The sequence below is a fragment of the Halosimplex litoreum genome, assembly GCF_016065055.1.
Taxonomy (GTDB): Archaea; Halobacteriota; Halobacteria; order Halobacteriales; family Haloarculaceae; genus Halosimplex; species Halosimplex litoreum.
The window spans coordinates 1513858-1535641 of the sequence record NZ_CP065856.1 but is presented as its reverse complement, the minus strand read 5'-3'; the positions used below and the strand labels follow the sequence as shown (position 1 = coordinate 1535641).

At 68.5% G+C, this 21784-nt stretch carries 26 protein-coding genes; 16 read left to right on the top strand and 10 right to left on the bottom strand.

Features of this window, described 5'->3' with window-relative positions; genetic code table 11:
- The 8 genes from ureC (I7X12_RS07570) to I7X12_RS07535 form a co-directional block, all read right to left on the bottom strand.
- Positions 1-1713: an urease subunit alpha gene (ureC, locus tag I7X12_RS07570; RefSeq protein WP_269750359.1), complete on the bottom strand. Its 1713-nt coding sequence runs from the start codon at positions 1711-1713 to the stop codon at positions 1-3.
- A complete protein-coding gene (locus I7X12_RS07565) occupies positions 1710-2090 on the bottom strand; it encodes an urease subunit beta (protein WP_198063228.1) in 381 nt (126 codons plus the stop codon). The genes ureC (I7X12_RS07570) and I7X12_RS07565 overlap by 4 nt, the downstream gene beginning before the upstream one ends.
- A 180-nt stretch (positions 2091-2270) precedes the next feature.
- Positions 2271-3989 (bottom strand): urease subunit alpha, encoded by a 1719-nt coding sequence (gene ureC / locus I7X12_RS07560; protein ID WP_198063227.1) that lies wholly within the window; start codon positions 3987-3989, stop codon positions 2271-2273.
- The gene (locus I7X12_RS07555; RefSeq protein ID WP_198063226.1) at positions 3986-4429 is read right to left on the bottom strand and encodes an urease subunit beta; all 444 of its coding nucleotides are present in this window, start codon (positions 4427-4429) and stop codon (positions 3986-3988) included. The genes ureC (I7X12_RS07560) and I7X12_RS07555 overlap by 4 nt, the downstream gene beginning before the upstream one ends.
- A gap of 157 nt (positions 4430-4586) precedes the next feature.
- Complete coding sequence (locus I7X12_RS07550) at positions 4587-5411, bottom strand: energy-coupling factor ABC transporter ATP-binding protein (protein ID WP_198063225.1); 825 nt, start codon at positions 5409-5411, stop codon at positions 4587-4589.
- Positions 5408-6205, bottom strand: coding sequence for a cobalt ECF transporter T component CbiQ (gene cbiQ, locus I7X12_RS07545; RefSeq protein WP_198063224.1), 798 nt, complete (start codon positions 6203-6205; stop codon positions 5408-5410). The genes I7X12_RS07550 and cbiQ overlap by 4 nt, the downstream gene beginning before the upstream one ends.
- A gap of 13 nt (positions 6206-6218) precedes the next feature.
- Positions 6219-6551, bottom strand: a complete 333-nt coding sequence (locus tag I7X12_RS07540) for a PDGLE domain-containing protein (RefSeq protein ID WP_198063223.1) — start codon at positions 6549-6551, stop codon at positions 6219-6221.
- A complete protein-coding gene (locus I7X12_RS07535) occupies positions 6551-7195 on the bottom strand; it encodes an energy-coupling factor ABC transporter permease (protein ID WP_198063222.1) in 645 nt (214 codons plus the stop codon). The genes I7X12_RS07540 and I7X12_RS07535 overlap by 1 nt, the downstream gene beginning before the upstream one ends.
- A 137-nt stretch (positions 7196-7332) precedes the next feature.
- Between I7X12_RS07535 and nikR the strand changes: the two genes are divergently transcribed.
- From nikR to thpR, 9 genes are all read left to right on the top strand, one after another.
- Entirely contained in the window at positions 7333-7743 is a 411-nt protein-coding gene (gene nikR, locus I7X12_RS07530) for a nickel-responsive transcriptional regulator NikR (protein WP_198063221.1), read from the top strand.
- A gap of 387 nt (positions 7744-8130) precedes the next feature.
- The gene (locus tag I7X12_RS07525) at positions 8131-9456 is read left to right on the top strand and encodes an urea ABC transporter substrate-binding protein (RefSeq protein WP_198063220.1); all 1326 of its coding nucleotides are present in this window, start codon (positions 8131-8133) and stop codon (positions 9454-9456) included.
- A gap of 1 nt (position 9457) precedes the next feature.
- On the top strand, positions 9458-10546 hold the full coding sequence (urtB, locus tag I7X12_RS07520; RefSeq protein WP_198063219.1) for an urea ABC transporter, permease protein UrtB: 1089 nt from the start codon (positions 9458-9460) through the stop codon (positions 10544-10546).
- A gap of 1 nt (position 10547) precedes the next feature.
- A complete protein-coding gene (locus tag I7X12_RS07515; RefSeq protein ID WP_198063218.1) occupies positions 10548-11735 on the top strand; it encodes an ABC transporter permease subunit in 1188 nt (395 codons plus the stop codon).
- 38 nt (positions 11736-11773) lie between these two features.
- Positions 11774-12541 (top strand): ABC transporter ATP-binding protein, encoded by a 768-nt coding sequence (locus I7X12_RS07510; protein WP_198063818.1) that lies wholly within the window; start codon positions 11774-11776, stop codon positions 12539-12541.
- Position 12542: 1 nt separating this feature from the next.
- A complete protein-coding gene (locus I7X12_RS07505) occupies positions 12543-13253 on the top strand; it encodes an ABC transporter ATP-binding protein (RefSeq protein ID WP_394355627.1) in 711 nt (236 codons plus the stop codon).
- A 132-nt stretch (positions 13254-13385) separates the two neighbouring features.
- Positions 13386-13607, top strand: a complete 222-nt coding sequence (locus I7X12_RS07500; protein ID WP_198063217.1) for a hypothetical protein — start codon at positions 13386-13388, stop codon at positions 13605-13607.
- 85 nt (positions 13608-13692) lie between these two features.
- Positions 13693-15609, top strand: coding sequence for a PINc/VapC family ATPase (locus I7X12_RS07495; RefSeq protein ID WP_198063216.1), 1917 nt, complete (start codon positions 13693-13695; stop codon positions 15607-15609).
- 550 nt (positions 15610-16159) lie between these two features.
- Positions 16160-16717: an RNA 2',3'-cyclic phosphodiesterase gene (gene thpR / locus I7X12_RS07490; protein WP_198063215.1), complete on the top strand. Its 558-nt coding sequence runs from the start codon at positions 16160-16162 to the stop codon at positions 16715-16717.
- 28 nt (positions 16718-16745) lie between these two features.
- Here the strand turns inward: thpR and I7X12_RS07485 are convergent, their stop codons facing one another.
- On the bottom strand, positions 16746-17030 hold the full coding sequence (locus I7X12_RS07485) for a hypothetical protein (protein WP_198063214.1): 285 nt from the start codon (positions 17028-17030) through the stop codon (positions 16746-16748).
- A 222-nt stretch (positions 17031-17252) separates the two neighbouring features.
- Here I7X12_RS07485 and I7X12_RS07480 point away from each other — a divergent pair, with 222 nt between their 5' ends.
- The 7 genes from I7X12_RS07480 to ftsY all read left to right on the top strand — a co-directional run bounded on the left by I7X12_RS07480 (position 17253) and on the right by ftsY (position 21343).
- On the top strand, positions 17253-18080 hold the full coding sequence (locus I7X12_RS07480) for a ZIP family metal transporter (protein ID WP_198063213.1): 828 nt from the start codon (positions 17253-17255) through the stop codon (positions 18078-18080).
- 139 nt (positions 18081-18219) lie between these two features.
- Positions 18220-18372, top strand: a complete 153-nt coding sequence (locus I7X12_RS07475) for a 50S ribosomal protein L39e (RefSeq protein ID WP_006882001.1) — start codon at positions 18220-18222, stop codon at positions 18370-18372.
- On the top strand, positions 18369-18647 hold the full coding sequence (locus I7X12_RS07470) for a 50S ribosomal protein L31e (RefSeq protein ID WP_198063212.1): 279 nt from the start codon (positions 18369-18371) through the stop codon (positions 18645-18647). The genes I7X12_RS07475 and I7X12_RS07470 overlap by 4 nt, the downstream gene beginning before the upstream one ends.
- Positions 18648-18649: 2 nt before the next feature.
- Positions 18650-19315, top strand: a complete 666-nt coding sequence (locus tag I7X12_RS07465; RefSeq protein WP_198063211.1) for a translation initiation factor IF-6 — start codon at positions 18650-18652, stop codon at positions 19313-19315.
- Between the two features lie 190 nt (positions 19316-19505).
- Complete coding sequence (gene rpl18a, locus I7X12_RS07460; RefSeq protein WP_198063210.1) at positions 19506-19679, top strand: 50S ribosomal protein L18Ae; 174 nt, start codon at positions 19506-19508, stop codon at positions 19677-19679.
- The gene (gene pfdA / locus I7X12_RS07455; protein WP_198063209.1) at positions 19676-20137 is read left to right on the top strand and encodes a prefoldin subunit alpha; all 462 of its coding nucleotides are present in this window, start codon (positions 19676-19678) and stop codon (positions 20135-20137) included. The genes rpl18a and pfdA overlap by 4 nt, the downstream gene beginning before the upstream one ends.
- Positions 20138-20143: 6 nt before the next feature.
- Entirely contained in the window at positions 20144-21343 is a 1200-nt protein-coding gene (ftsY, locus tag I7X12_RS07450) for a signal recognition particle-docking protein FtsY (RefSeq protein WP_198063208.1), read from the top strand.
- Positions 21344-21502: 159 nt separating this feature from the next.
- Here ftsY and I7X12_RS07445 read toward each other — a convergent pair whose 3' ends face one another.
- Positions 21503-21655, bottom strand: a complete 153-nt coding sequence (locus I7X12_RS07445) for a hypothetical protein (protein WP_198063207.1) — start codon at positions 21653-21655, stop codon at positions 21503-21505.
- Positions 21656-21784 lie beyond the last annotated feature (129 nt).

Sequence of the window (21784 nt, the reverse complement as noted above, 5' to 3'; positions counted from 1 at the left end):
TCAGAGGATGTATCGCTGTCCGAGTGGCACTTCGTCCGCGGGCTCGCCCCGCGCCTCCTCGCCGTCGATCTCGACGACGAACGTCTCGGGGTCGACGTCCACGGACGGGCAGTACGTGTTGCGCACGAAGTCGTCGACCGACAGGTCGCGCGTGTCCGCGATCGGCAGGACCTCCTTCTGGAGGTCGTATCGCTCCGCCAGCCCGTTCTCGGCGGCCTGCGGGCTGACGAACTGCACGCTCGTGGCGTCGGCCGCCCGGCCCTTCGCGCCGAACTGCGGCCGCTGTACGACCGGTTCGCAGGTCATCAGCGAGCCGTTGGCCTCGCCCATCGCCGACCAGGCCGGGAAGCCGCCCTTGACGACGACCGACGGCTTGATCCCGAAGAAGGCCGGGTCCCACAGCACCACGTCGGCCAGTTTCCCGGCTTCGAGCGAACCGACGTGGGCGTCGATGCCCGCGGCGATGGCGGGGTTGATCGTGTACTTCGCGAGATAGCGCAGGATCCGCTCGTTGTCGTGGCCGCCCGCCTCGGTCCCCGGCAGCGGCCCGCGCTCGCGTTTCATCTTATCGGCTGTCTGCCAAGTACGTGCGATCAGCTCGCCCATCCGGCCCATCGCCTGCGAGTCGGTCGTCATCATCGAGATGGCGCCCATGTCGTGCAGCAGGTCCTCGGCGCCGATGGTCTCGGCCCGGACGCGTGATTCGGCGAAGGCCACGTCCTCCGGCACGTCCGGATTGAGGTGGTGGCAGACCATCACCATGTCCAGGTGCTCGTCGAACGTGTTCTCGGTGTAGGGCATCGAGGGGTTCGTCGACGAAGGCAGCATGTGGGACTTGCCGACGAGTTCGATGATGTCCGGGGCGTGGCCGCCGCCGGCGCCCTCGACGTGGTAGGCGTGGATGGTCCGGCCGTCGATGGCGTCGAAGGTGTCCTCGGCGAAGCCCGACTCGTTGAGCGTGTCGGTGTGGATGGCGACCTGGACGCCCGTCTCGTCGGCCACGTCGAGGCAGGTGTCGATCACCGCCGGCATCGCGCCCCAGTCCTCGTGGATCTTCAGCGCGACCGCGCCGCCCTCGACCTGCTCGCGGATCACCTCGGGCTCGTTCGAGGAGCCCTTGCCGTAGAAGCCGACGTTGACCGGCCACTCCTCGGCGGCCTTCATCATCAGTTCGAGGTTGCGCTCGCCGCTGGTGATGATCCCGACCGTCGACGGGCCGACGCCGCCGCCGAGCATCGTCGTGATCCCCGAGGCGATGGCGTGTTCGGGCAGTTGGGCGGAGTTGAAGTGGACGTGGATGTCCAGCCCGCCGGGCGTCGCGATCATCCCCTCCGCGGAGATCACCTCGGTGTTGGCGCTGACGACCAGCTCCTCGTCGACGCCGTCCATCGTGTCGGGGTTGCCGGCGCTGCCGATCCCGGCGATCCGGCCGTCCTTGAGGCCGATGTCGGCCTTGACGACCCCCAGTTTCGGGTCCAGCACGACGAGGTTCGTCAGCACCCAGTCGAGCGCGCCCTCTTCGGCGGTGTAGCCGGGTTTGAGTCCCATCCCGTCGCGCAGGGTCTTCCCGCCGCCGAACACCGCCTCGTCGCCGCGGGTGATCCGGTCCTCGGTGACCTCGGCGATCAGGTCGGTGTCGCCGAGACGGACGCGGTCGCCCTCGGTCGGCCCGTACAGCGAGGCGTACTGGTCGGGGTCGAGATCCCGCATCAGTCGGCCCCCTCGAAGCCCGCCTCGCGGGCCCGTTCGAGCGCCGCGGCCTTCGTCTCGGCGTCGACGGGTCCGTCGGTCAGGGCGTTCATCCCCGTGACCAGCTGGTCGCCGCCGACCGCGACGAGGTCGACCGCCTTCCTGTCGCCCGGTTCGAACCGGACCGCGGTGCCGGCGGGCACGTCCAGGCGCATCCCGAAGGCCTCCGCGCGCGGGAACGACAGCGCGCGGTTGACCTCGAAGAAGTGGAAGTGCGAGCCCACCTGGACCGGTCGGTCGCCGGTGTTGGCGACGCTGACCGTCGCCGTCTCGCGGCCCTCGTTGATGGGGACGCCGTCGCCGCGGGCGGTCACCTCGCCGGGCACGAGGCCGTCGCTCACGGGTGTCCTCCCGCGGGACGGTGGTCGCAGTCGCCGTCGGTCACAGACCGCTCGCCGGTCGATCGCAGCGGGGGAGTCACTGTCTTCGTCATCTGGTATCGATCCACACGTTCGTCCTAAACCGGTTCCGGATGGTAGAAATACTACCAGATTTTGTCGATCGGTTGTACGCTCGTACGCTCATAGCATGTATCGCTGGGCGAGCGATATCTCCTCGCTCGGCTCGGCCGAGACGACCTCCCCGTCGACTTTCACCTCGAAGGTCTCGGGGTCGATCTCGATGTCGTCCGGGCAGTAGTCGTTGTAGTGCATGTCGCCTTTCCCGGGCGTGCGAGCGCCCGAGACGGGGACGACGGGGGAGTCGAGGCCGTATTCCTCGCCGACGCCGGCCTCGGCGGCCGCCGGACTGACAAAGGACAGCGAGAGCCCGTGTTTGGCCTTCCCGGCCGCGCCGGCGCGTGGGCGCTGTTTGATGGGTTCGCAGGTCATCAGCGAGCCGTTTGCCTCGCCCATCTCGGAGTAGACCGGGAAGCCGCCCTTGAACGTCATCGCGGGCTTGATCCCGAAGAAGGCCGGGTCCCACAGCACCACGTCGGCGAGCTTGCCGGGTTCGAGCGTGCCGACGTAGTCGTCGATCCCCGCCGAGATGGCGGGGTTGATCGTGTACTTCGAGAGGTAGCGCTTCGCGCGGAAGTTGTCGGCCTCGGCGTGGGTGTCCATCTCCTCGTCCTCGGGCAGGGCGCCGCGCTGGGCCTTCATCTTCGAGGCGGTCTGCCAGGTCCGACAGACGACCTCGGCCATGCGGCCCATCGCCTGGGAGTCGGAGGTCATCATCGAGATGGCGCCCACGTCGTGGAGCACGTCCTCGGCGCCGATGGTCTCGGCGCGCACGCGGGACTCGGCGAAGGCCACGTCCTCGGGGACGTCGGGGTTGAGGTGGTGACATACCATCACCATGTCCAGGTGCTCGTCGAAGGTGTTCACCGTGTAGGGCATCGAGGGGTTGGTCGAGGAGGGCAGCATGTTCGCCTGGCCGACCATCTCCATGATGTCCGGCGCGTGGCCGCCGCCGGCGCCCTCGATGTGGAACAGGTGCATCGTCCGCCCGTCGACGGCGGCGAACGTGTTCTCGACGAATCCGGCCTCGTTGAGCGTGTCCGTGTGCATGCACACCTGCACGTCCTCCTCCTCGGCCACGTCGAGGCAGGTGTCGATGGCGTCGGGCATCGAGCCCCAGTCCTCGTGCAGTTTCAGCCCGCAGGCGCCGGCTTCGAGCTGCTCGACCAGCGGTCCGGGCTTCGAGGCGTTGCCCTTGCCGTAGAAGCCGACGTTGACCGGCCACTCCTCGGCGGCCTGCAGGAAGCGCTTGACGTTCTCGGGGCCGGTCGTGCAGGTCGTGGCGCCGCCGCCGTACCCGCCGCCGAGCATCGTGGTGATGCCCGAGGCCAGGGCGTGGTCGTGCAGCTGGGCGGAGTTGAAGTGGATGTGGATGTCCAGCCCGCCGGGGGTGGCGATCTTCCCCTCGGCGGGGTAGACGTCCGTCGAGGGGCCGACGACCACGTCGACGCCGTCCATCGTGTCGGGGTTGCCGGCCTTGCCGATACCCGCGATCTCGCCGTCGCGGATACCGATGTCGGCGGCGACGATCCCGACGACCGGGTCCATCACGAGCGCGTTGGTCAGCACCCAGTCCATCGCGCCCTCCGCCTGGGTGGTGCCCGGCGACTGGCCGAGGCCGTCGCGCAGCGTCTTCCCGCCGCCGAAGACCGCCTCGTCGCCCGGCGTCCGGAGGTCTTCTTCGACCTCGACGAACAGCTCCGTATCTCCGAGGCGCACGCGGTCGCCCGTCGTCGGCCCGTACAGCTCGGCGTAGGACTCGCGGTCGACCTCGCGTGTCATCCGGACCCCTCCGCGTCGTCGGCGTCGGCTGACTCGTCCGCGTCGTCCAGTTTACCGGCCTGGTCGGGGATACCGCCGAAGCCCTGTCGGTGAGCCCGCTCGACGGCCGCGGCGGCGTCGCCGTCGACGCTGCCGTTGACGAGGCCGTTCATCCCGTGGGCGACGCGCTTGCCGCCGATAGCGACGAGTTCGACCGTCTGCTCGTCGCCGGGCTCGAATCGGACCGCGGTGCCGGCGGGGATGTTCAACCGCTTGCCGAAGGCGGCCTCGCGGTCGAATTCGAGGGCCGCGTTGGCCTCGAAGAAGTGGAAGTGCGAGCCCACCTGCACCGGCCGGTCGCCCGCGTTCCCGACCGTCACCTCGGCGGTCTCGCGACCCTCGTTGATCGTCACCGTGCCCTCGCCGGCGACCACTTCGCCCGGGACCATCTCGTCGCTCATACCACCACGTCCGTCGACAGTAGCGGTCGATAGTCGATCATCTGCGCGATTATTTGGATCGACATCCCAAGGTGGTTCGCTTCGGTGCAAATAGCACCGTCCGATCTCGAATTCAGATCGAAGCGTTTCGTTTCGACCGATCGAATCGGTCGTTCGATCAGATATCGTCGCCGATGCGGTCGCGAGCCGCGTCGACGGTCAGCGGTGGGTCGTCGGTCAGGCCGTCGAACAGCCGGACGACTTGCGGGGGTCGCAGGTCGCAGTCGGTCAATAGCGCGGTGTCGGTCAGGACCCGTCTGGTGGGGCCGGTCGCGGCGACGCGGCCGTCGGCGTCGAGCAGGACCACGCGGTCGGCGACGCGGGGGACCAGCTCCGTGTCCGGCGTCGAGACGACGAGCGTGACCCCGGCGGCGGTCAGCTCGTCGAGCAGGTCGAGGACGGTCTCGCGGTTGGCGGCGTCGATATCGCTCACCGGTTCGTCCAGCAGGAGCGCGTCCGGCTCGACGGTGAGCGCGCTCGCCAGCGCCGCCCGTCGCTGCTGGCCGCCGCTGAGTCGGAACGGTGGCTTCGACAGCAGCTCCGTCAGGCCGAGCCGGTCGGCGACGCGGTCGACGCGGGCCGCGGCCTCGCAGTCGGGCAGATCCTGCTGGGCGGGGCCGTAGGCCAGGTCCTCCCGAACCGTCGGGTTGAACAGGTAGTCGGCGGGGTTCTGCGTGAGGACGCTCAGGCGGTCGCGGACGGCGTCGGCGTCGGTCGTCTCCCCGAAGTAGCGGACCGACCCCTCGTCGGGGTCGATCAGCCCGCCGAGCAGCTGCAGCAGCGTCGACTTGCCGGCGCCGTTCGGGCCGAGCAGCGCGACCCGCTCGCCGCGGTCGACGGTCACGTCGACGCCGTCGACCGCGGGGGTGCCGTCCGGGTAGGCGTAGCTGAGTCCGGTCCCGTCGATAGCCGGTGTCTTCGTATCGTCGGCGTCGTCGCTCACGCCAGTCCCACCCCGACGACGGCGGCGAGGACGACCAGTGCGAAGGTGGCGTCCGCGCGGCCGAGAGTCGTTCGGCCGACCGTCGGCTTCGGGCCGCCACCGCCGCCGCGGGCGCGGGCGGCCCGTTCGACGCGCTCGCCGCGCTCGACGCTCCGCAGCAGGAAGGTCCCGAGGAAGTTCCCCGAATCGCGCCACGTGCGTCGCAGGTCCGGCTCGGCGACCGTCCGGCCCCGTCGGGCGCGAGCCATCCGTTCGAGTTCCGAGAAGAAGAGCAGGAGGTACCGGTAGGTGATCGCTAACAGCGAGACGGCGATGGGCGGCGCGCGCAGGCGGGCGAGCCCGCCCAGCAGGTCCGAGAAGCGCGTCGTCAACAGCAACAGCGAGAGGAAGGCCACGCAGACGCCGACCCGGGCGGTGAAGACCGCGACGTAGGCGACGCCCGCGGCGGAGAGGGGCGTCCCGGCGAAGGCGGGGCCGTCCATCAGCAACGCTTGGGGGGCGACGGCGACCAGCGCGAACGCGGGCGGCCCGGCGACGCGACCCAGGAAGGTCCGGGCGGGGACGCGCGAGGCGACCGCGAGCGCGCCGGCCAGCGCGGCCAGGGCGGCGACCGTGGGCAGGTCCCGCTGCGTGACGGTCAGCGCGACGAGTGCGACCAGTCCGACGAGCTTGACGCTCGGCGCGACAGCCTGGAGGAACCCCGCGCGGTCGGGCGCCTCCTCGGCGAGCAGGAACCAGCGGGCGCGCTCGGAGAGCCCGGCGAGCGTGCGGTCGAGGAGGTCGGTCCGTCCCATCTCGGTCGCTCGGTCACCGCACCGCGTCGGTGTCGCCGTCGCTCCCGAGCACGCGGCCGATCCCGAACGCGACCAGCAGGGTCAGGCCGGTCCCGACGAGGGCCGAGACGAAGGTTCCGGGCGCACTGCCGAGCCCGGGGACGCCGTAGTCGGGGAACGGCGCCGACTCGACCGGTTCGGCGTCGTCGGTCGCGCCCGTATGCTCGGCGGCGTTCTCCAGGGGCTCGGCGTACCCGACCTGACCGGCCGCCCAGCCGAAGACGGGCGCCAGCAGCGCGAGCGCGAGGAGAACGGCCACTGCCTTCGGGAGCCAGTCGGGAACCGTCGACCCCTCTCCGTCGGTCATCAGGCGCTCACCTCGGGCTCGGGCGCGGTCGTCGGTCGCAGGTCCGGGCGGGCCCGCGCGAGGTAGCGGTAGACGACGGCGGTGATGGCGCCCTCGATCAGTCCGAGGACGAGGTGGCCGACGCCCATGATCGCGAGGGTCGTCAGCAGTTCGTACTGGAACGCCGAGGAGAGGCCGAGCTGGAGCCCGGCGGTCAGCGCGCCCGCGGTGATGCCGAGCCAGCCGGCGGCGAACGCGGCGCGGAACTCCCCGTAGGGGGCGACCGCGCGGTAGACGGCGTAGCCGACGTACACCTCGACGACGGCCATGTTGAACACGTTCGCGCCGAGGACGACCAGCCCGCCGTCGCCGAACACCAGCGCCTGGACCGCGACGACCGTCGCGACGGCGAGCGCGCCCAGATGCGGACCGAGCAGGATGGCGGCGAAGGCGCCGCCGACGAAGTGGGCGCTCGTCCCGCCGGGGATCGGCCAGTTGAGCATCTGCGCGGCGAACACGCCCGCGGCGACGACGCCTACGAGCGGTGCCCGGGTGTCCGATATCGTGCCGCCGACGCGCCGCGCGGCGTAGCTCAGGACCGCCAGCGAGAGCGCGGCGAACAGCGCGGCCAGCGGCAGGTCGACGTAGCCGTCCGGAATGTGCATACTCGTCGGTCACCGTCGGCCCCGATAATACTTTCCTATCGTGCAGTATTACTGAGGCGGCGCGGGTGGCGGCGGGCTCTCGGGAGAGTCCGGCGCAGGTGACCAGCCATATTACGGCGAGCGTCGTAGCCGGAGGCATGAGCGACGACATCGACCGTATCAGCCTGACGCTGCCGTCGTCGATGGTCGATCGACTGGATGGGATCGTCGACGACTGGGAGTACGACAGTCGGTCGGAGGCGGTCCGGGACTCGCTGCGGGACTTCTTCGCGGACTACGAGTGGGAGACCGGCGGCGACGCGCGCCACCACGGCACTATCGTGATCGTCCACGACCACCACGTCGACGGCATCGCCGACGACCTCCAGACCGTCCAGCACGAGATGGCCGAGGCGATCACCTCCGTCCAGCACATCCACCTCTCGCACGACACCTGCATGGAGACGCTCGTCGTCGAGGGGTCGGCCGGCGACATCACCGAACTCGCCAACCGACTCCGGGCGCTCAGCGGCGTCCAGCAGGTGAAAGTCGTCGTCGTCGACGAGTAGCGGACGTCCGCGTTCACGTCTTCTCACTCACGTGGAACTCACTCGTTCGTTCTGATCGTTCGTTCACTGTCAGGTCTGGACGGAGCTCCGCGAGGAGAGGCGGAAATCGAGTTCTATCGTCACGCTCGTTAGAATTTCGAAACCGTAGTTTTCTATCGCATACCGTTCGAATCTTCACCATTTCTGTGCCATCCTAACATACCCTAATATTCAAGCGAAGGGTATTGGACATCTATAATACGCGAGTGCAAACCCTTATTTGCCGTCTGCGAAATCGAAGGTACGTACGCATATGATGGACGTTCATGCGATGTCGAACGGTTACAGTGGTGGAATCAATGGGGATTCGGTCGAATTTAGTGACGTTTCTGTATCGGAGGTCGGCCGATGAGCGGTGACGGGTTCAGCCGTCGTCAGTTCGTGACCGCCGGCGGTGCGGCGCTGGTCTCCGGGCTGGCCGGGTGTTCGGGGGGCGGCGACGGCGGGGGCGGCGACGGCGGGGGCGGCGGCGCGACGACGGACACGATGAGCAGTGACGGCACGGTCACGCTCGGGGTCCTCGAAGACCAGTCGGGCAACTTCGCGCTGGTCGGCTCGCCGAAGCACAAGGCGTCGCTGCTGGCCATCGAGGAGATCAACAACGACGGCGGGATCATGGGCAACCAGATCGAGTACTACGACCCCGACCCGCAGTCGGACAACCAGCGCTACCAGGAGCTGACCCGGCGGATGATCCAGCAGCGCGAGGTCGACGCGCTGTGGGCGGGCTACTCCTCGGCGACGCGGGAGGCCATCCGGCCGATCATCGACCAGAACGACCAGCTGTACTTCTACACGACCCAGTACGAGGGCGGCGTCTGCGACAAGAACGTCTTCGCGGTGGGGCCGACGGCCCGCCAGCAGCTCGGGGCGGTCCTGCCCTACCTCGTCGAGGAGTACGGCCCGCGCATCTACACCATCGCCGCCGACTACAACTTCGGTCAGCTGTCGGCTGACTGGGTGAAGGTCCTGGCCGACGAGAACGACGCCGAGGTCGTCGACGAGGAGTTCATCCCGCTGTCGAACTCCCAGTTCGGCTCGACGATCAACAACATCCAGGAGGCCGACCCGGACTTCGTGATGTCGATGCTGGTCGGCGCGAACCACACCTCCTTCTACGAGCAGAAGGCGTCGGCGGGCCTCGAAGTGCCCATCGGCACGTCGACGGCGATGGCCCAGGGGTACGAACACCTGCGCCTGGACCCGCCGGCGATGGCCAACATCTACGCGGGCGTCAACTACATGGAGGAGATCCCGACCGAGCGCAACACCAGCGACGGCGGGTTCGTCGACCGCTACTACGAGATGTGGCCCGACGCGCCGTATCTCAACGAGGAGGCCGAGAACAACTACTTCTCGATCTACATGTACAAGAAGGCCGTCGAGCAGGCCGGGACCTTCGAGCAGGACGAGGTCAAGGAGGCCCTGGAGTCGGGCATCACCTACGAGGCGCCTGAGGCGCCGGAAGGCGAGTCGATCGCGCTGGACGGCGCGACCCACCACGTCGACCACCACATGTGGGTGATGCGCGCCGACGACCAGCACAACGTCGAGGCGCTGGACGACCGCGTCATCGAGGAGCAGTTCCTCTCGAACACGGTCGGCTGTGACCTCACGCAGGAAGACGAGGAGACCCAGTACACCCCACAGGACTACTTCGAGGAGGCCGGGTAACATGGTCAACGGGGTCAACCTCCTGTTTCAGTTCCTCGATAACTTCGCGTTCATCGTGCTCGCGGCGGCGGGGTTGGCCATCATCTTCGGCATCATGGGCGTGATCAACCTCGCACACGGCGAGTTCATCATGGTGGGCGCCTACGCGACGACGCTGGCGAACATCCGCTTCGGGCTGCCGCTGCTCGTCGCGGTCCCGGTCGCGATGGTGGCGACGGCCCTGTTCGGGCTGGCCGTCGAGCGGACGATCATCTCCGGGGCCGTCCCGAACTGGCTGTGGAAGTACGCGCGGCTGGGACTGGCCGGCGGCCTCGGCCGGCTCGCGGCGCTGGACGCCGTGCCCGAGCGGGCCGCCGCCAGCATCGACGCCGCGACCCGACGCCTGCCGGAGTCGCCGCTGGTCGAACCGCTGTACGACCGCCTGGCCGACTCGATGGTCGCCACCTGGGGGCTGAGCCTCATCCTCGTCCAGGGCGCGCGCATCCAGTTCGGGAACTCGCTGGACCAGGTCGGGACGCCGGTCGTCCCGTTCGTCGGCGAGACGATCTCCCCGGCGCAGATCCCGCTGCTCAACCTGATCGTCGAGAACTCCGAGTTCTCCTACTCGGCCTACCGCGTGTCGCTGGCGGTCATCGCCGTCGGCGTCCTCGCGGCGGTGTACGTCCTGTTCACGAAGACGGACTTCGGGATGCGCGCCCGCGCGACGATCCAGGACGAGGACACCGCCCGCGCGCTCGGCGTCGACACGGGCCGCACCTACATGGCGACGTTCGCCATCGGGTCGGCCCTCGCCGGGCTGACCGGCGCGCTGTACGCCCCGACGATCACGATGGTGCCCGACATGGGGACCGGCTTCCTCGTCGAGTCGTTCGTCGCCGTCGTCGTCGGCGGCCCCTCGGTCGTCCTCGGGACGACGATGGCGGGCGGCTTCCTCGGCGCCATCAGCGCGGCTGTCACGAACCTCCTGGGCAGTACGTTCTACGGCCGTATCGCCCTGCTGCTGACCGCGATCGTCCTCATCCGGTTCCTCCCGTCGGGGATCACCGGGTTCGTGCGCGAACTCCGCGAACGCCGCCAGGAGGCGACCTGAGATGGCCGCCGAGACAACCGGTTCCGGGAGCAACCTGCCCCGGCCGGTCGTCGCCGTCGTCAGGGCCTGGCAGCGCGTCTTCCACGGCCCGAACACGATCGGCAACTGCTGGCAGTTCTGGGCGGGCTTCGCCATCGCCGTGGCGGCGCTGTTCGCCTACCCCGTGCTCGCGGGCGGCTACCAGGCATCGCGGTTCGCGCTGTTCCTGGTGTACGCCTTCCTCGGCCTCTCGCTGTCGGTCGTGTGGGGCTACGCCGGCATCCTGAGCTTCGGCCAGGTCGCCTTCTTCGGCGTCGCCGGCTACACCTTCGGGATCGTCTCGCTCAACATCAGCTCCCCCCTCGGGATCATGGGCGCGTTCGTCGGCGCCGTCGTGGCCGGTGCGCTGCTGTCGTTCGTGCTCGGCTACTTCATGTTCTACGGCGGCGTCCGCGACGTGTACGTGACGATCATCACGCTGGTCGTCACGCTCGTCCTGGAGACGTTCATGTCCCAGACCGCCGGCGACGAGTGGACCATCGGCGCGGCCCCGCTGGGCGGGTTCAACGGGATGCCCGGCATCCCCGAACTCACGGTGCCGATCCCGGCGTTACCCGGCGTCTGGGGCTCGCCGGTCGTCCTCGGTGCCGGCGACGGCACCTTCTACCGGTTCGCGCTCGTCCTGCTCGTGGCCACGTACCTGGGCCTGCGCGCGCTGGTCAACTCCGACTACGGCCGCGTGATGGTCGCCGTCCGCGAGGACGAGGACCGCACGCGCATGTTCGGCTACGACGTCGAGCGGGTGAAACTCGCCGTGTTCACCTTCGGCGGCGCGCTCGCCGGCCTGGCCGGCGTGCTCTACGCCGCCTGGGGCAACTACATCAGCCCCGGCGTCTACGCGCTGACGTTCGCCTCCCTGCCGGTCATCTGGGTGAGCGTCGGCGGCCGCAAGAGCCTGCTCGGCGCGCTCGTCGGTTCGATCGCGCTGGCGTTCGCGTCGAACTCGCTCGTCGGCCAGTGGGCGTTCGTTATCATCGGCGCCCTGTTGCTCGTGGTCGTCCTGTTCCTGCCCCGCGGGTTCGTCCCGGCGGCCCGCGACGTGGTGCTGTTCGCGTGGCGGACCGCCCGGCGCTACCGCGGTGGCGAGGCGGAGGGCGGCGTCTCCGAGAGCCCCGACGCCGCCGCCGACCCGGAGGTGACCGACCCGTGAGCGACGCCGAGTCCACCGACACCGGCGACGACACGCGGATGGACCCGAACATCCGCCAGACGCCGGCGGAGCTGGCGACCGGGGACCGCACGGACACGCTCCTGCAGACCGAGGACCTGGTCAAGCGATTCGGCGGGTTCACCGCGACCGACTCCGTCGACTTCTCGGTCGACGAGGGCGAGTTGCGCTGTCTCATCGGACCGAACGGCGCCGGCAAGTCCACGCTGCTGAAGCTGATCACCGGCGCGCACGCCCCCAGCGAGGGGAGCGTCTACTACGACGGCACCGACATCACCGACTTCCAGCCGGAAGACCGGATCAAGCGCGGTATCAGCATCAAGTTCCAGGTGCCGTCGGTGTACGGCGAGCTCTCGGTCCGCGAGAACGTCCGCCTGCCCGTCCAGCGGTTCGCCGACGGCGACGAGCGCCGCCGGCTCGTCCGCGAGGCCGTCGCCGACGCCGGCCTCGAAGGCAAGGAGGACGTGCCCGCCGACCAGCTCTCCCACGGCGAACAGCAACAGCTGGAGATCGGCATGGCCGCCGCGCTCGACCCCGATCTGCTCCTGCTCGACGAGCCCGTCGCGGGCCTGTCCGTTGAGGAGCGCCGGGAGATCGCCGACCGCATCACCCGGCTCAACGAGGAGGAGGGCATCGCCTTCGTCGTCATCGAACACGACACGGACTTCGTCGCCGAGATCGCAGACGAGGTGACCGTGCTCCACCAGGGCGACGTGTTCCGCGAGGGACCCGTCGAGGACATCGAGTCCGACCCCGAGGTCCAGCGGATCTACCTGGGGGGTGAGTGAGATGGCGGACCCGATCCTCGAACTCGACGGCGTCACCGCGGCCTACGACCGGACGCCGATCCTCCGGGACGTGGGCCTGGCCGTCGAACGCGGCGAGATCGTCGGCGTCATGGGGAAAAACGGCGTCGGCAAGTCGACGCTGATGAAGACCGTCATCGGTCTGCTCGAACCGGAATCGGGGACGATCGACTACGACGGCGAGGACGTGACCGACCTCGCGGCCGACGAGCGCGCGCGGCGCGGCATCGGCTACATCCCGCAGGGCCGGGACGTGTTCCCCGACCTCTCCGTCGAGCAGAACGTCCGGATGGGTGAGACCGTCAACGCCGCCTCCTCGGAGACGCTGTACGACGAGGTGTACGACTACTTCCCGGTGCTCGAGGAACGGGCCGACCAGGACGCCGGGACGCTCTCGGGCGGCGAACAGCAGATGCTCGCCATCGCGCGGGCGCTGGTGTCGAACCCCGACCTGCTCTTGCTCGACGAGCCCAGCGAGGGTATCCAGCCCTCCATCGTCGACCAGATCAGCGAGGACATGCGGACGATCAACGAGGAACTCGGCACCACGATCCTCTTCGTCGAGCAGAACCTCGGCGTCATCCGCTCGATGGCCGACCGCTGTTACGCCATGGAACGGGGCGAGATCGTCGACGAACTCGGCGAGGAGTCACTGGCCGACGAGGACACGATCGCGAGTTACCTCGCGGTCTGAGCTCCCGTCACCCCGTTCTCGCGTGTGACTCGGACGCGTGTGTATGAGACACGATTCCACTGCTTCGCGGTCTCTACCGATTGATAATGGGCAAAAGGGGTTTTCCGTATCCAGCGACTACCCCCGGGTACGATGAGTGTACACGCACCCTCGACGACCGACCGCGAACCGCCGCCGAAGGGGACGCTGTTCTGCCCCGACTGCGGTCACGAGAGCCCGGCGACCGGCGACTGGATCGTTCGCAGCGACCCCGGGTCGGACCGGGTCAGCGACGGTGACACGGTCGTCTCGTGTCCCGACTGCGAGACGGAGATCGCCACCCGCGGCGGGTCCGAACTCCCAGCGCTGGCCTGACCACTGGGGGCAGTTTTCTTCGCGACGGTTCGCCGACCTTCCCGGCATCACGGCCCTTATCACGACGGACCGCCGTACTGACGGTATGAACATCGTTCCGGACACGAGCGTGGTCATCGACGGCCGCGTGTCCGAGCAGATCGAGGCCGACGCCGACCCCGACTCGGAGGCGGTCGGCGAGGGATTCGCGGGGGCGACGGTGTACGTCCCCGAGGCGGTCGTGGGCGAACTCGAAGCCCAGGCCAACGACGGCCGCGAGAGCGGCTGGGACGGCCTCGAAGAGCTGCAGCGCCTCGCCGGACTCCACGACGACGGCATCGTCTCCGTCGAGTACGTCGGCCGCCGCCCCGCCGAGGTCGAACAGCGCGAGGCCGGCGAGGGGAAGATCGACGCGCTCATCCGCGATCTGGCCGAGGAACACGACGCCACGCTCGTGACGAGCGACGTCGTCCAGAGCGAGGTCGCGAAGGCCAAGGGCCTCGACGTGGTCTACCTCGAACCCCGCGGCCGCGACACCGAGTCGCTGGACATCGAACAGTTCTTCGACGAGACGACGATGAGCCTCCACCTCAAGGTCGGGGTCGCGCCGATGGCCAAGCGCGGCGAGATCGGCGACATGCACTACGAGACCATCGACGAGACGGTCTCGACGGAGACCGACCTCAAGGAGTGGGCCCAGGACATCGAGAACTCCGCCCGCGCCAGCGCCGAGGGGTTCGTCGAACTCGACGAACCGGGCATGACCATCGTCCAGTTCGGCCAGTACCGCATCGCCATCGCCCGGCCGCCCTTCGCGGACAAACTGGAGATCACGGCGGTCCGCCCCATCGTCAAGACCGACCTCGACGACTACGACCACGCCGACGAACTGCGCGAGCGCCTGCTCGAACACCAGCGCGGCGTCCTCATCTCGGGGGCGCCCGGCGCCGGCAAATCGACGTTCGCCCAGGCCGTCGCCGAGTTCCTCGCCGACTCCGATTTCGCCGTCAAGACCATGGAGAAACCGCGAGACCTCCAGGTCGGCGACGACATCACCCAGTACACCGAGCTGGCGGGGTCGATGGCCAAGACCGCCGACTCGCTGCTGATGGTCCGGCCGGACTACACCATCTACGACGAGGTGCGCAAGACCGACGACTTCGAGGTGTTCGCGGACATGCGACTCGCGGGCGTCGGCATGGTCGGCGTCGTCCACGCGACACGGGCCATCGACGCGCTCCAGCGCCTCGTGGGCCGGGTCGAACTCGGGATGATCCCGCAGGTCGTCGACACCGTCGTCTACATCGACGCCGGCGAGGTCGACACCGTCTACGACGTGACCACCGAGGTCAAGGTGCCCGAGGGCCTGATGGAGGAGGACCTGGCGCGCCCGGTCATCATGATTCGCGACTTCGAGACCGGCCAGCCGGCATACGAAATCTACACGTTCAACCGCCAGGTCGTCACCGTGCCCCTGGGCGAGAACGCCCAGGACGGGAGTGCGGGCGCCGAGAGCGGTACCGAACGCATCGCCAAGCAGGAGGTCGAACGGGAGATCCGCTCGATCGCCCACGGCCACGTCGAGGTGACGATCAAGAACCCCAACACCGCCGTCGTCTACGTCGAAGACGACGACATTTCCCAGGTCATCGGCAAGGGCGGCGGTCGGATCACCGACGTGGAGAATCGCCTGGGTATCGACATCGACGTGCGTACGCTCGACGAGCGCCCCCAGAGCGCGTCCGGCGGTCCCGGTGGGAGTGGTGGCGGTGATTCGAGCGGGTCCGGCGGCGGTGCGGGCGGCGGCGAGATCGTCACTCCCGAGATCACCTCTCGACACGTCCTCATTCCCATGAACGGCTACGAGGGCGATACCGTCGAGGTCCAGGCCGACGGCGAGTACCTGTTCACCGCCACCGTCTCCCGCGGCGGCGAGGTGCAGGTCTCCCGTGGCTCGGCCATCGCCGAGGAACTGGAGCAGGCCATCGACCGCGGCAAGACGATCACCGTCAGCCCGTCGTAGCGGGTTCCCGTCGACGCGCCCGGTTCGTGTGTGTGTGTTGTCGCGGTGGTTTCTGTTCGATTCGGTGTGGAACGCTCTCGAGTGAACGCGACTGCAGACGACAACGGACGATGAAAGCCCTCGGTCCGCTCGCTCTGAATCGACTCGAGTCCGGTCGACAACGGATGATGAAAGCCCTCGGTCCGCTCGCTCTGAATCGACTCGAGTCCGGTCGACAACGGATGATGAAAGCCCTCGGTCCGCTCGCGGTCGCTGAGACGGGATATCCGCGCTCTCAGCACCGCCCGCGCGGATAGTGCCCGCTCAGACGACCACGCAAACGCGAGCGCACCTCGCCCTTTCAGTCCGCCAGGAGCGCACAGCACCGCAGACGCCACGAGCCTCCCCAGCCGATTCGCTCACTCCGTTCGCTCATCCCTCGCGCGGCTTCGTCGCGCGCATGAAAGCGCGCGACAGCACGCGCCAACCGCACCGCTAAGTACCTGCCCTACACCGTGCGTCGGGGGCCGAGCCACCGAACGCTGAAGGCGCACGCGAGTCGAGGGCGAGCATGGGCAACCGACTGTTCGTCAGCGTCGACCTCGACGGGCTCGCCGACGGGATCGCGGCCGTCCAGGACCGGTTTTCGGGCGCATCGGGACTGAACTTCGTCGACCCCGAGGGGGCCCACGTCACGCTCAAATTCCTCGGTGACACTGACCCCGACCGACTCGACGACCTCACCGACGAACTCGCGTCGGCAGTCGACGACGCGGGTGTCGACCCCTTCGAGTGCGAGTTCGGCGGGCTGGGTGTGTTCCCGAGTCTCGACTACATCAGCGTGGTCTGGGTCGGAACCCGCTCTGGGGGTGAAGAGCTGACGCGCCTGCACGAGGCCGTCGAGGAGCGGACGACGACGATGGGCTTCGACGCCGAGGACCACGACTTCACCCCCCACGTCACGATCGGGCGGATGGACCACGCGGGCGGGAAGGAACTCGTACAGGAACGGGTCCGCGAGGACGACCCCGGCGTGGGGCGGCTCGCGGTCGAAGAGATACGGGTGAAAGAGAGCGTGCTGGGGCCCGACGGGCCGACGTACGACACCGTCGAGCGACTTCCGCTGTAGCGGAGCGTCGAGGCGTGAGCGGCCGGAACTACAGCGCGGGGAGACCACCGGGCAGGACGCGCGCGGCGACGTATCCCTCGCCGTCGGCGGCGGGCGAGAGTTCCATCCGGACGGTCGAACCGGGCGCCACCCCGTCGAGTCGACCCGCGACGAGGCCGTCCAGACAGCCGACGACCGTCCGCTCGGTCCCCTCCGGCGTCTCGACGGTCATCCGGCCGGTCGCGCCCATCGGATTCACGATTCGGTGGGGGCGCGCCCCCGTCTCCCCGTCGGCCGCCTTCACGTCGGTCGTGCGCGTCTCGGTCGTTGACATACGGTTTTATTTCGCGAACCAGTATTTATACTTCACCGCATAGGTGTTCGACCGTTCATAATGGATATAAGGGCCATTGATCACGACGTGACACGCCGTGTCCGACGGCGGAAACCGTCCCGTCTCCCTCCGATTTACGCCACCCGTCCGCTTTAGGTCTCCCAAAAACAATCAGATTCGTGATAACTCTTAAGGACGCGGTCGGCGTAGTGCCGACTAGGAATGGTCGAGTTCGGGAATCTCGCGCTGGTGTTCGTCGCGGGGCTGTTGACGGCGCTGGCGACGGGGCTGGGCGCGGTCCCATTCTTCCTGGTCGAGGACATCTCCGAGCGGTGGAACGTGGTGCTGTGGGGGCTGGCTTCGGGTATCATGGTCGCGGCGTCGCTGTTCGGGCTGATCAGGGAAGGGCTGGCGGTCGTCGACGGGGGGCTCGTCGACGCCGCGATCGCCATCGGACCGGGCGTGCTCGTCGGCGTCCTGCTGGTGATCGTCGCCCACGAACTGCTGGCAGACGCGGAGTTCGACGCCAAGGACTACGAACAGGCCGACTTCCGGAAACTGGTGCTCATCCTCGGGATCCTGACGGTCCACAGTTTTCCGGAAGGTGTCGCGGTGGGCGTCTCCTTCGCCGAGCTGGGGATCGACGACCCGAGCCTGGCGACGGTCGCGTTCGGGGGCCTGACGCTGCCGGTTCTGGCGGTGTTCATGACCGTCGCCATCTCGATCCACAACGTTCCGGAGGGCGTGGCGATCTCCATCCCGCTGCGGTCGATGGGCGTCAGCGAGTGGCGGATGGCGTGGTGGGCCGTCTTCTCCAGCCTGCCCCAGCCGCTGGGGGCCGTGATCGCCTACTACTTCGTGACGCTGGCCGAGCAGTTTCTCCCCTTCGGCTTCGGGTTCGCCGCGGGCGCGATGGTGTACCTCGTCGCAACCGAGTTCGTGCCCGAGGCGCTGGAACGCGGTTCGGACCTGCCCGGTGGCGGCCGCCGAGAACTCCTCGGCGGGATCGCCGCCGGCGTGCTCGTGATGGTCCCGCTCGCGTTCGCCTGATCCGCTCGTCCTCACGTTCACCCGATCTGCTCGCACTCACACGGATCGAGTGGACGGGTACGGCGTCGTGGTCGGGCGGTGAGCGGTCGCGGGCAAAAGGAACAGGAATTTAAGCGCCGGGGCGGAAGGGGGTGACACTATGGGTAAGAAGTCGAAATCCAAGAAGAAGCGCCTGGGGAAACTCGAGCGCCAGAACACGCGCGTTCCGCCGTGGGTCATGCTCAAGACGGACCGAAACGTCGAACGCAACCCGAAGCGGCGTCACTGGCGCCGTAGCGACACGGACGAATGAGCGCCGGAGACTTCGAGGAGCGGGTCGTGACCGTCCCGCTCCGCGACGTGAAGGCCGCGCCGAACGACGAGCAGGCCGACAAGGCCATGTCCATCGTCCGCGAGCACCTCGCCAAGCACTTCGCCGTCGACGGCGACGCCATCCGTCTGGACCCCTCGGTCAACGAGGCCGTGTGGGCCAACGGCCGCTCGAACCCGCCGCGCAAGCTGCGCGTTCGCGCCGCCCGCTTCGAGGAAGACGGCGAGCACGTCGTCGAAGCCGAGACCGCAGAGTAGACTTGCTCCGCGCGGCCTTCTCCGGTTCGGCGTACGTCGGCGTCTTCGCACGCGCGACAGACGATTGTCTGCTCGTCCGCCCGGACGTGGACGACGAGCTCCGCGAGGGCCTGGCCGACGAACTCGACGTCCCGGCCGTCCCGACGACGGTCGGCGGCTCGGGCACCGTCGGCGCGCTGGCGACCGGCAACGAAAACGGGCTGCTCGTCAGCAGCCGCGTCCGCGATCGCGAGCGCGAGGCGATCGCCGAGGCGACCGGGCTCCCGATCGCCGAACTCCCCGGCCGGATCAACGCCGCCGGCAACGTCGTCCTCGCCAACGACAGCGGTGCGTACGTCCACCCGGACCTCTCGGAGTCGGCCGTCCGCGCGGTCGAAGACGGGCTGGACGTGCCCGTCGAACAGGGCGTCTTCGCCGGGTCGCGCACCGTCGGCACCGCGGCGGTCGCGACCAACGACGGCGTGCTCTGTCACCCCGACGCGACCGACGCCGAGCTCGACTTCCTCGAGGACCTACTGGACGTGCCCGCCGACATCGGCACCGTCAACTACGGCGCCCCGCTGGTCGGCTCGGGCCTGGTCGCCAACGACCACGGCTACGTCGTCGGCCAGGACACCACCGGCCCGGAACTGGGTCGTATCGAATCGGCGCTGGGCTACATCGACTAGCCCGTCGGCGGTCGCCGCCGACCGCCCGCCGAGCCACGTTCCTTCCCCCCGGAGAGCGACGAGTACGCCCACCAGTTCCTCCTCGCACGGCAGCAGTGCCGACCGGCGCAGTCGGTGTCCGACGGACGCGGCGACGGCGGCGAGAGTTCGTTGCGGAAGGTACTTCCCGCTCGCTCTCCCAGCGGGACACATGAGTGAGTTCACAGTCACCGGGCAGTGGAGCGCCCGAGACGGTTGGCAGCCCTTCGAGAAGGAGATCGAGGCGGTAAACGAGAACGTCGCGCGCGAGCACGTCCTCGCGGAGTTCGGCTCGAAGCACGGACTCAAGCGTACGCAGGTCGAGATCGAGGGGGTCGACGCATGAGCCTCGGTGGCGGCGGCGGCGGCCAGCAGCAACTCCAGCAGATCGCCCAGGAGATCGAGCAGATCGAGGAGCAGATCGAGGCCATGGAAGCGGAGATCGAGGGCCTTCAGGACGAGAAACAGGAGATGAACGAGGCCATGGAGGCCATCGAAGCCATCGAATCCGGCGACACCGTGCAGGTGCCGCTGGGCGGCGACGCGTTCCTCCGCGCGGAGATCCAGGACATCGACGAGGTCATCGTCGAGTTCGGCGCCGGCTACGCCGCCGAGCAGGAGCAGGACGACGCCGTCGACATCCTCGAGAACAAGCAGGACACGCTCGACGAGCGCGTCGAGGAGATCCGCTCGGACATCGCCGAGCTGGAGACCGAGAGCGAGGAGCTCGAACAGCAGGCCCAGCAGATGCAGCAACAGCAGATGCAGCAGATGCAGCAGATGCAGCAGCAGGACGACGAGTAAGGCCCGATGTTCGACGGACTGAAAGAGAAACTCGGCCGCTTCAGCGACGACGTCGAGGAGGACGTCGACGAGGAAGCGGTCGACGAGGAAGCCGACGGAGCCGAACCCGACGAGGCCGAAGCTAGCGACGCGTCCGCCGAGGCGACCGACGAAGCGTCGGTCGAAGCGGACGCGGCGGACGCCGAAGCCGCCGAGCCGGCCGAACCCGACCCGGAGCCGTCTGACGCCGACGGACCGACCGAGGCTGGTGACGCCGAGGAAGCCGGATCCGGGGAAGACGTCGAGGACGCCGATGCGGACGAAGACGAGGACGACGGCCGGAGCCTCGGCGAGCGGGCGAAGCTGTTCGCGACCGGCAAGACGGTCATCGACGAGGACGACCTGCAGGACCACCTCGACGATCTGGAACTCGCGTTGCTCCAGAGCGACGTGGAGATGGGGGTCGCACAGGAGATCCTCGACGGCGTCGAACAGAACCTCGTCGGCGACACGCGTCGGCGGCTGTCCTCGACGGGCAACCTCGTCCGGGACGCGCTGCGCGAGGCGCTGTACGACGTGATCAGCGTCGGACAGTTCGACTTCGACGAGCGGGTCGCCGAGGCCGACGCGCCGGTGGTCATCATCTTTACCGGCGTCAACGGCGTCGGGAAGACGACGACGATCGCCAAGCTCTCGCGGTACTTCGAAGAGCGCGGGCAGTCGACGGTGCTGGCCAACGGCGACACCTACCGCGCCGGCGCCAACGAGCAGCTCCAGCAACACGCCGAGGCGCTCGACAAGCGGGTCATCTCCCACGAGCAGGGGTCGGACCCCGCCGCGGTCATCTACGACGCCGTCGAGTACGCGAAGGCCAACGACGTGGACGTGGTGCTGGGCGACACGGCCGGTCGACTCCACACCTCCGACGGGCTGATGGACCAGCTCTCGAAGATCGACCGGGTCATCGACCCGGACATGACGCTGTTCGTCGACGAGGCCGTCGCCGGTCAGGACGCCGTCAACCGCGCCCGCGAGTTCGACGACGCCGCCGAGATCGACGGCGCGGTGCTGACGAAGGCCGACGCCGACCCGCAGGGCGGCGCGGCCATCTCGATCGCCCACGTCACTGGCAAGCCGATCCTCTTTCTCGGGACTGGCCAGGACTACGGCGACCTCGACCCGTTCGACCCGGAGGACATCGTCGACCAGCTCCTCGGCGAGGAGTAGTCGCTCCGTCAACGGGCGGCGCCGACCCGTCCCTCGTCGTCGACGACCGTCCGCTCGGCGGACTCGACCGTGTCCTCCAGCAGAATCGCCGCCGGCACACGGTACGCAGTAACCACTCTCGTAGAACCAGTTCGCACCGCCGGCGGACGAACGTCCGGCCTACTCGTCGCGCTCGTCGGAGAGGTGCTCCCACACCTCGGCGCAGCCACAGCCGTCCTCGACGCCGTCGAGGTGCGAGGTGTCGACCTCGCGTTCGTCGTCCGGTTCGACCTGCTCTTCCTCGGCCACCTGCACGTTCTCGGAGTCGCTCATTCGGTTGTCCGATCACAAGACTCCGGCCCACATAAGGACGAACTTCGGCGCACCCTTCGCCGTCGCTGCCGCAAACAGGCAACATGATCCGGTTCGGCCGCCCTCGGAACACCGGAAAACCCCCGGAAT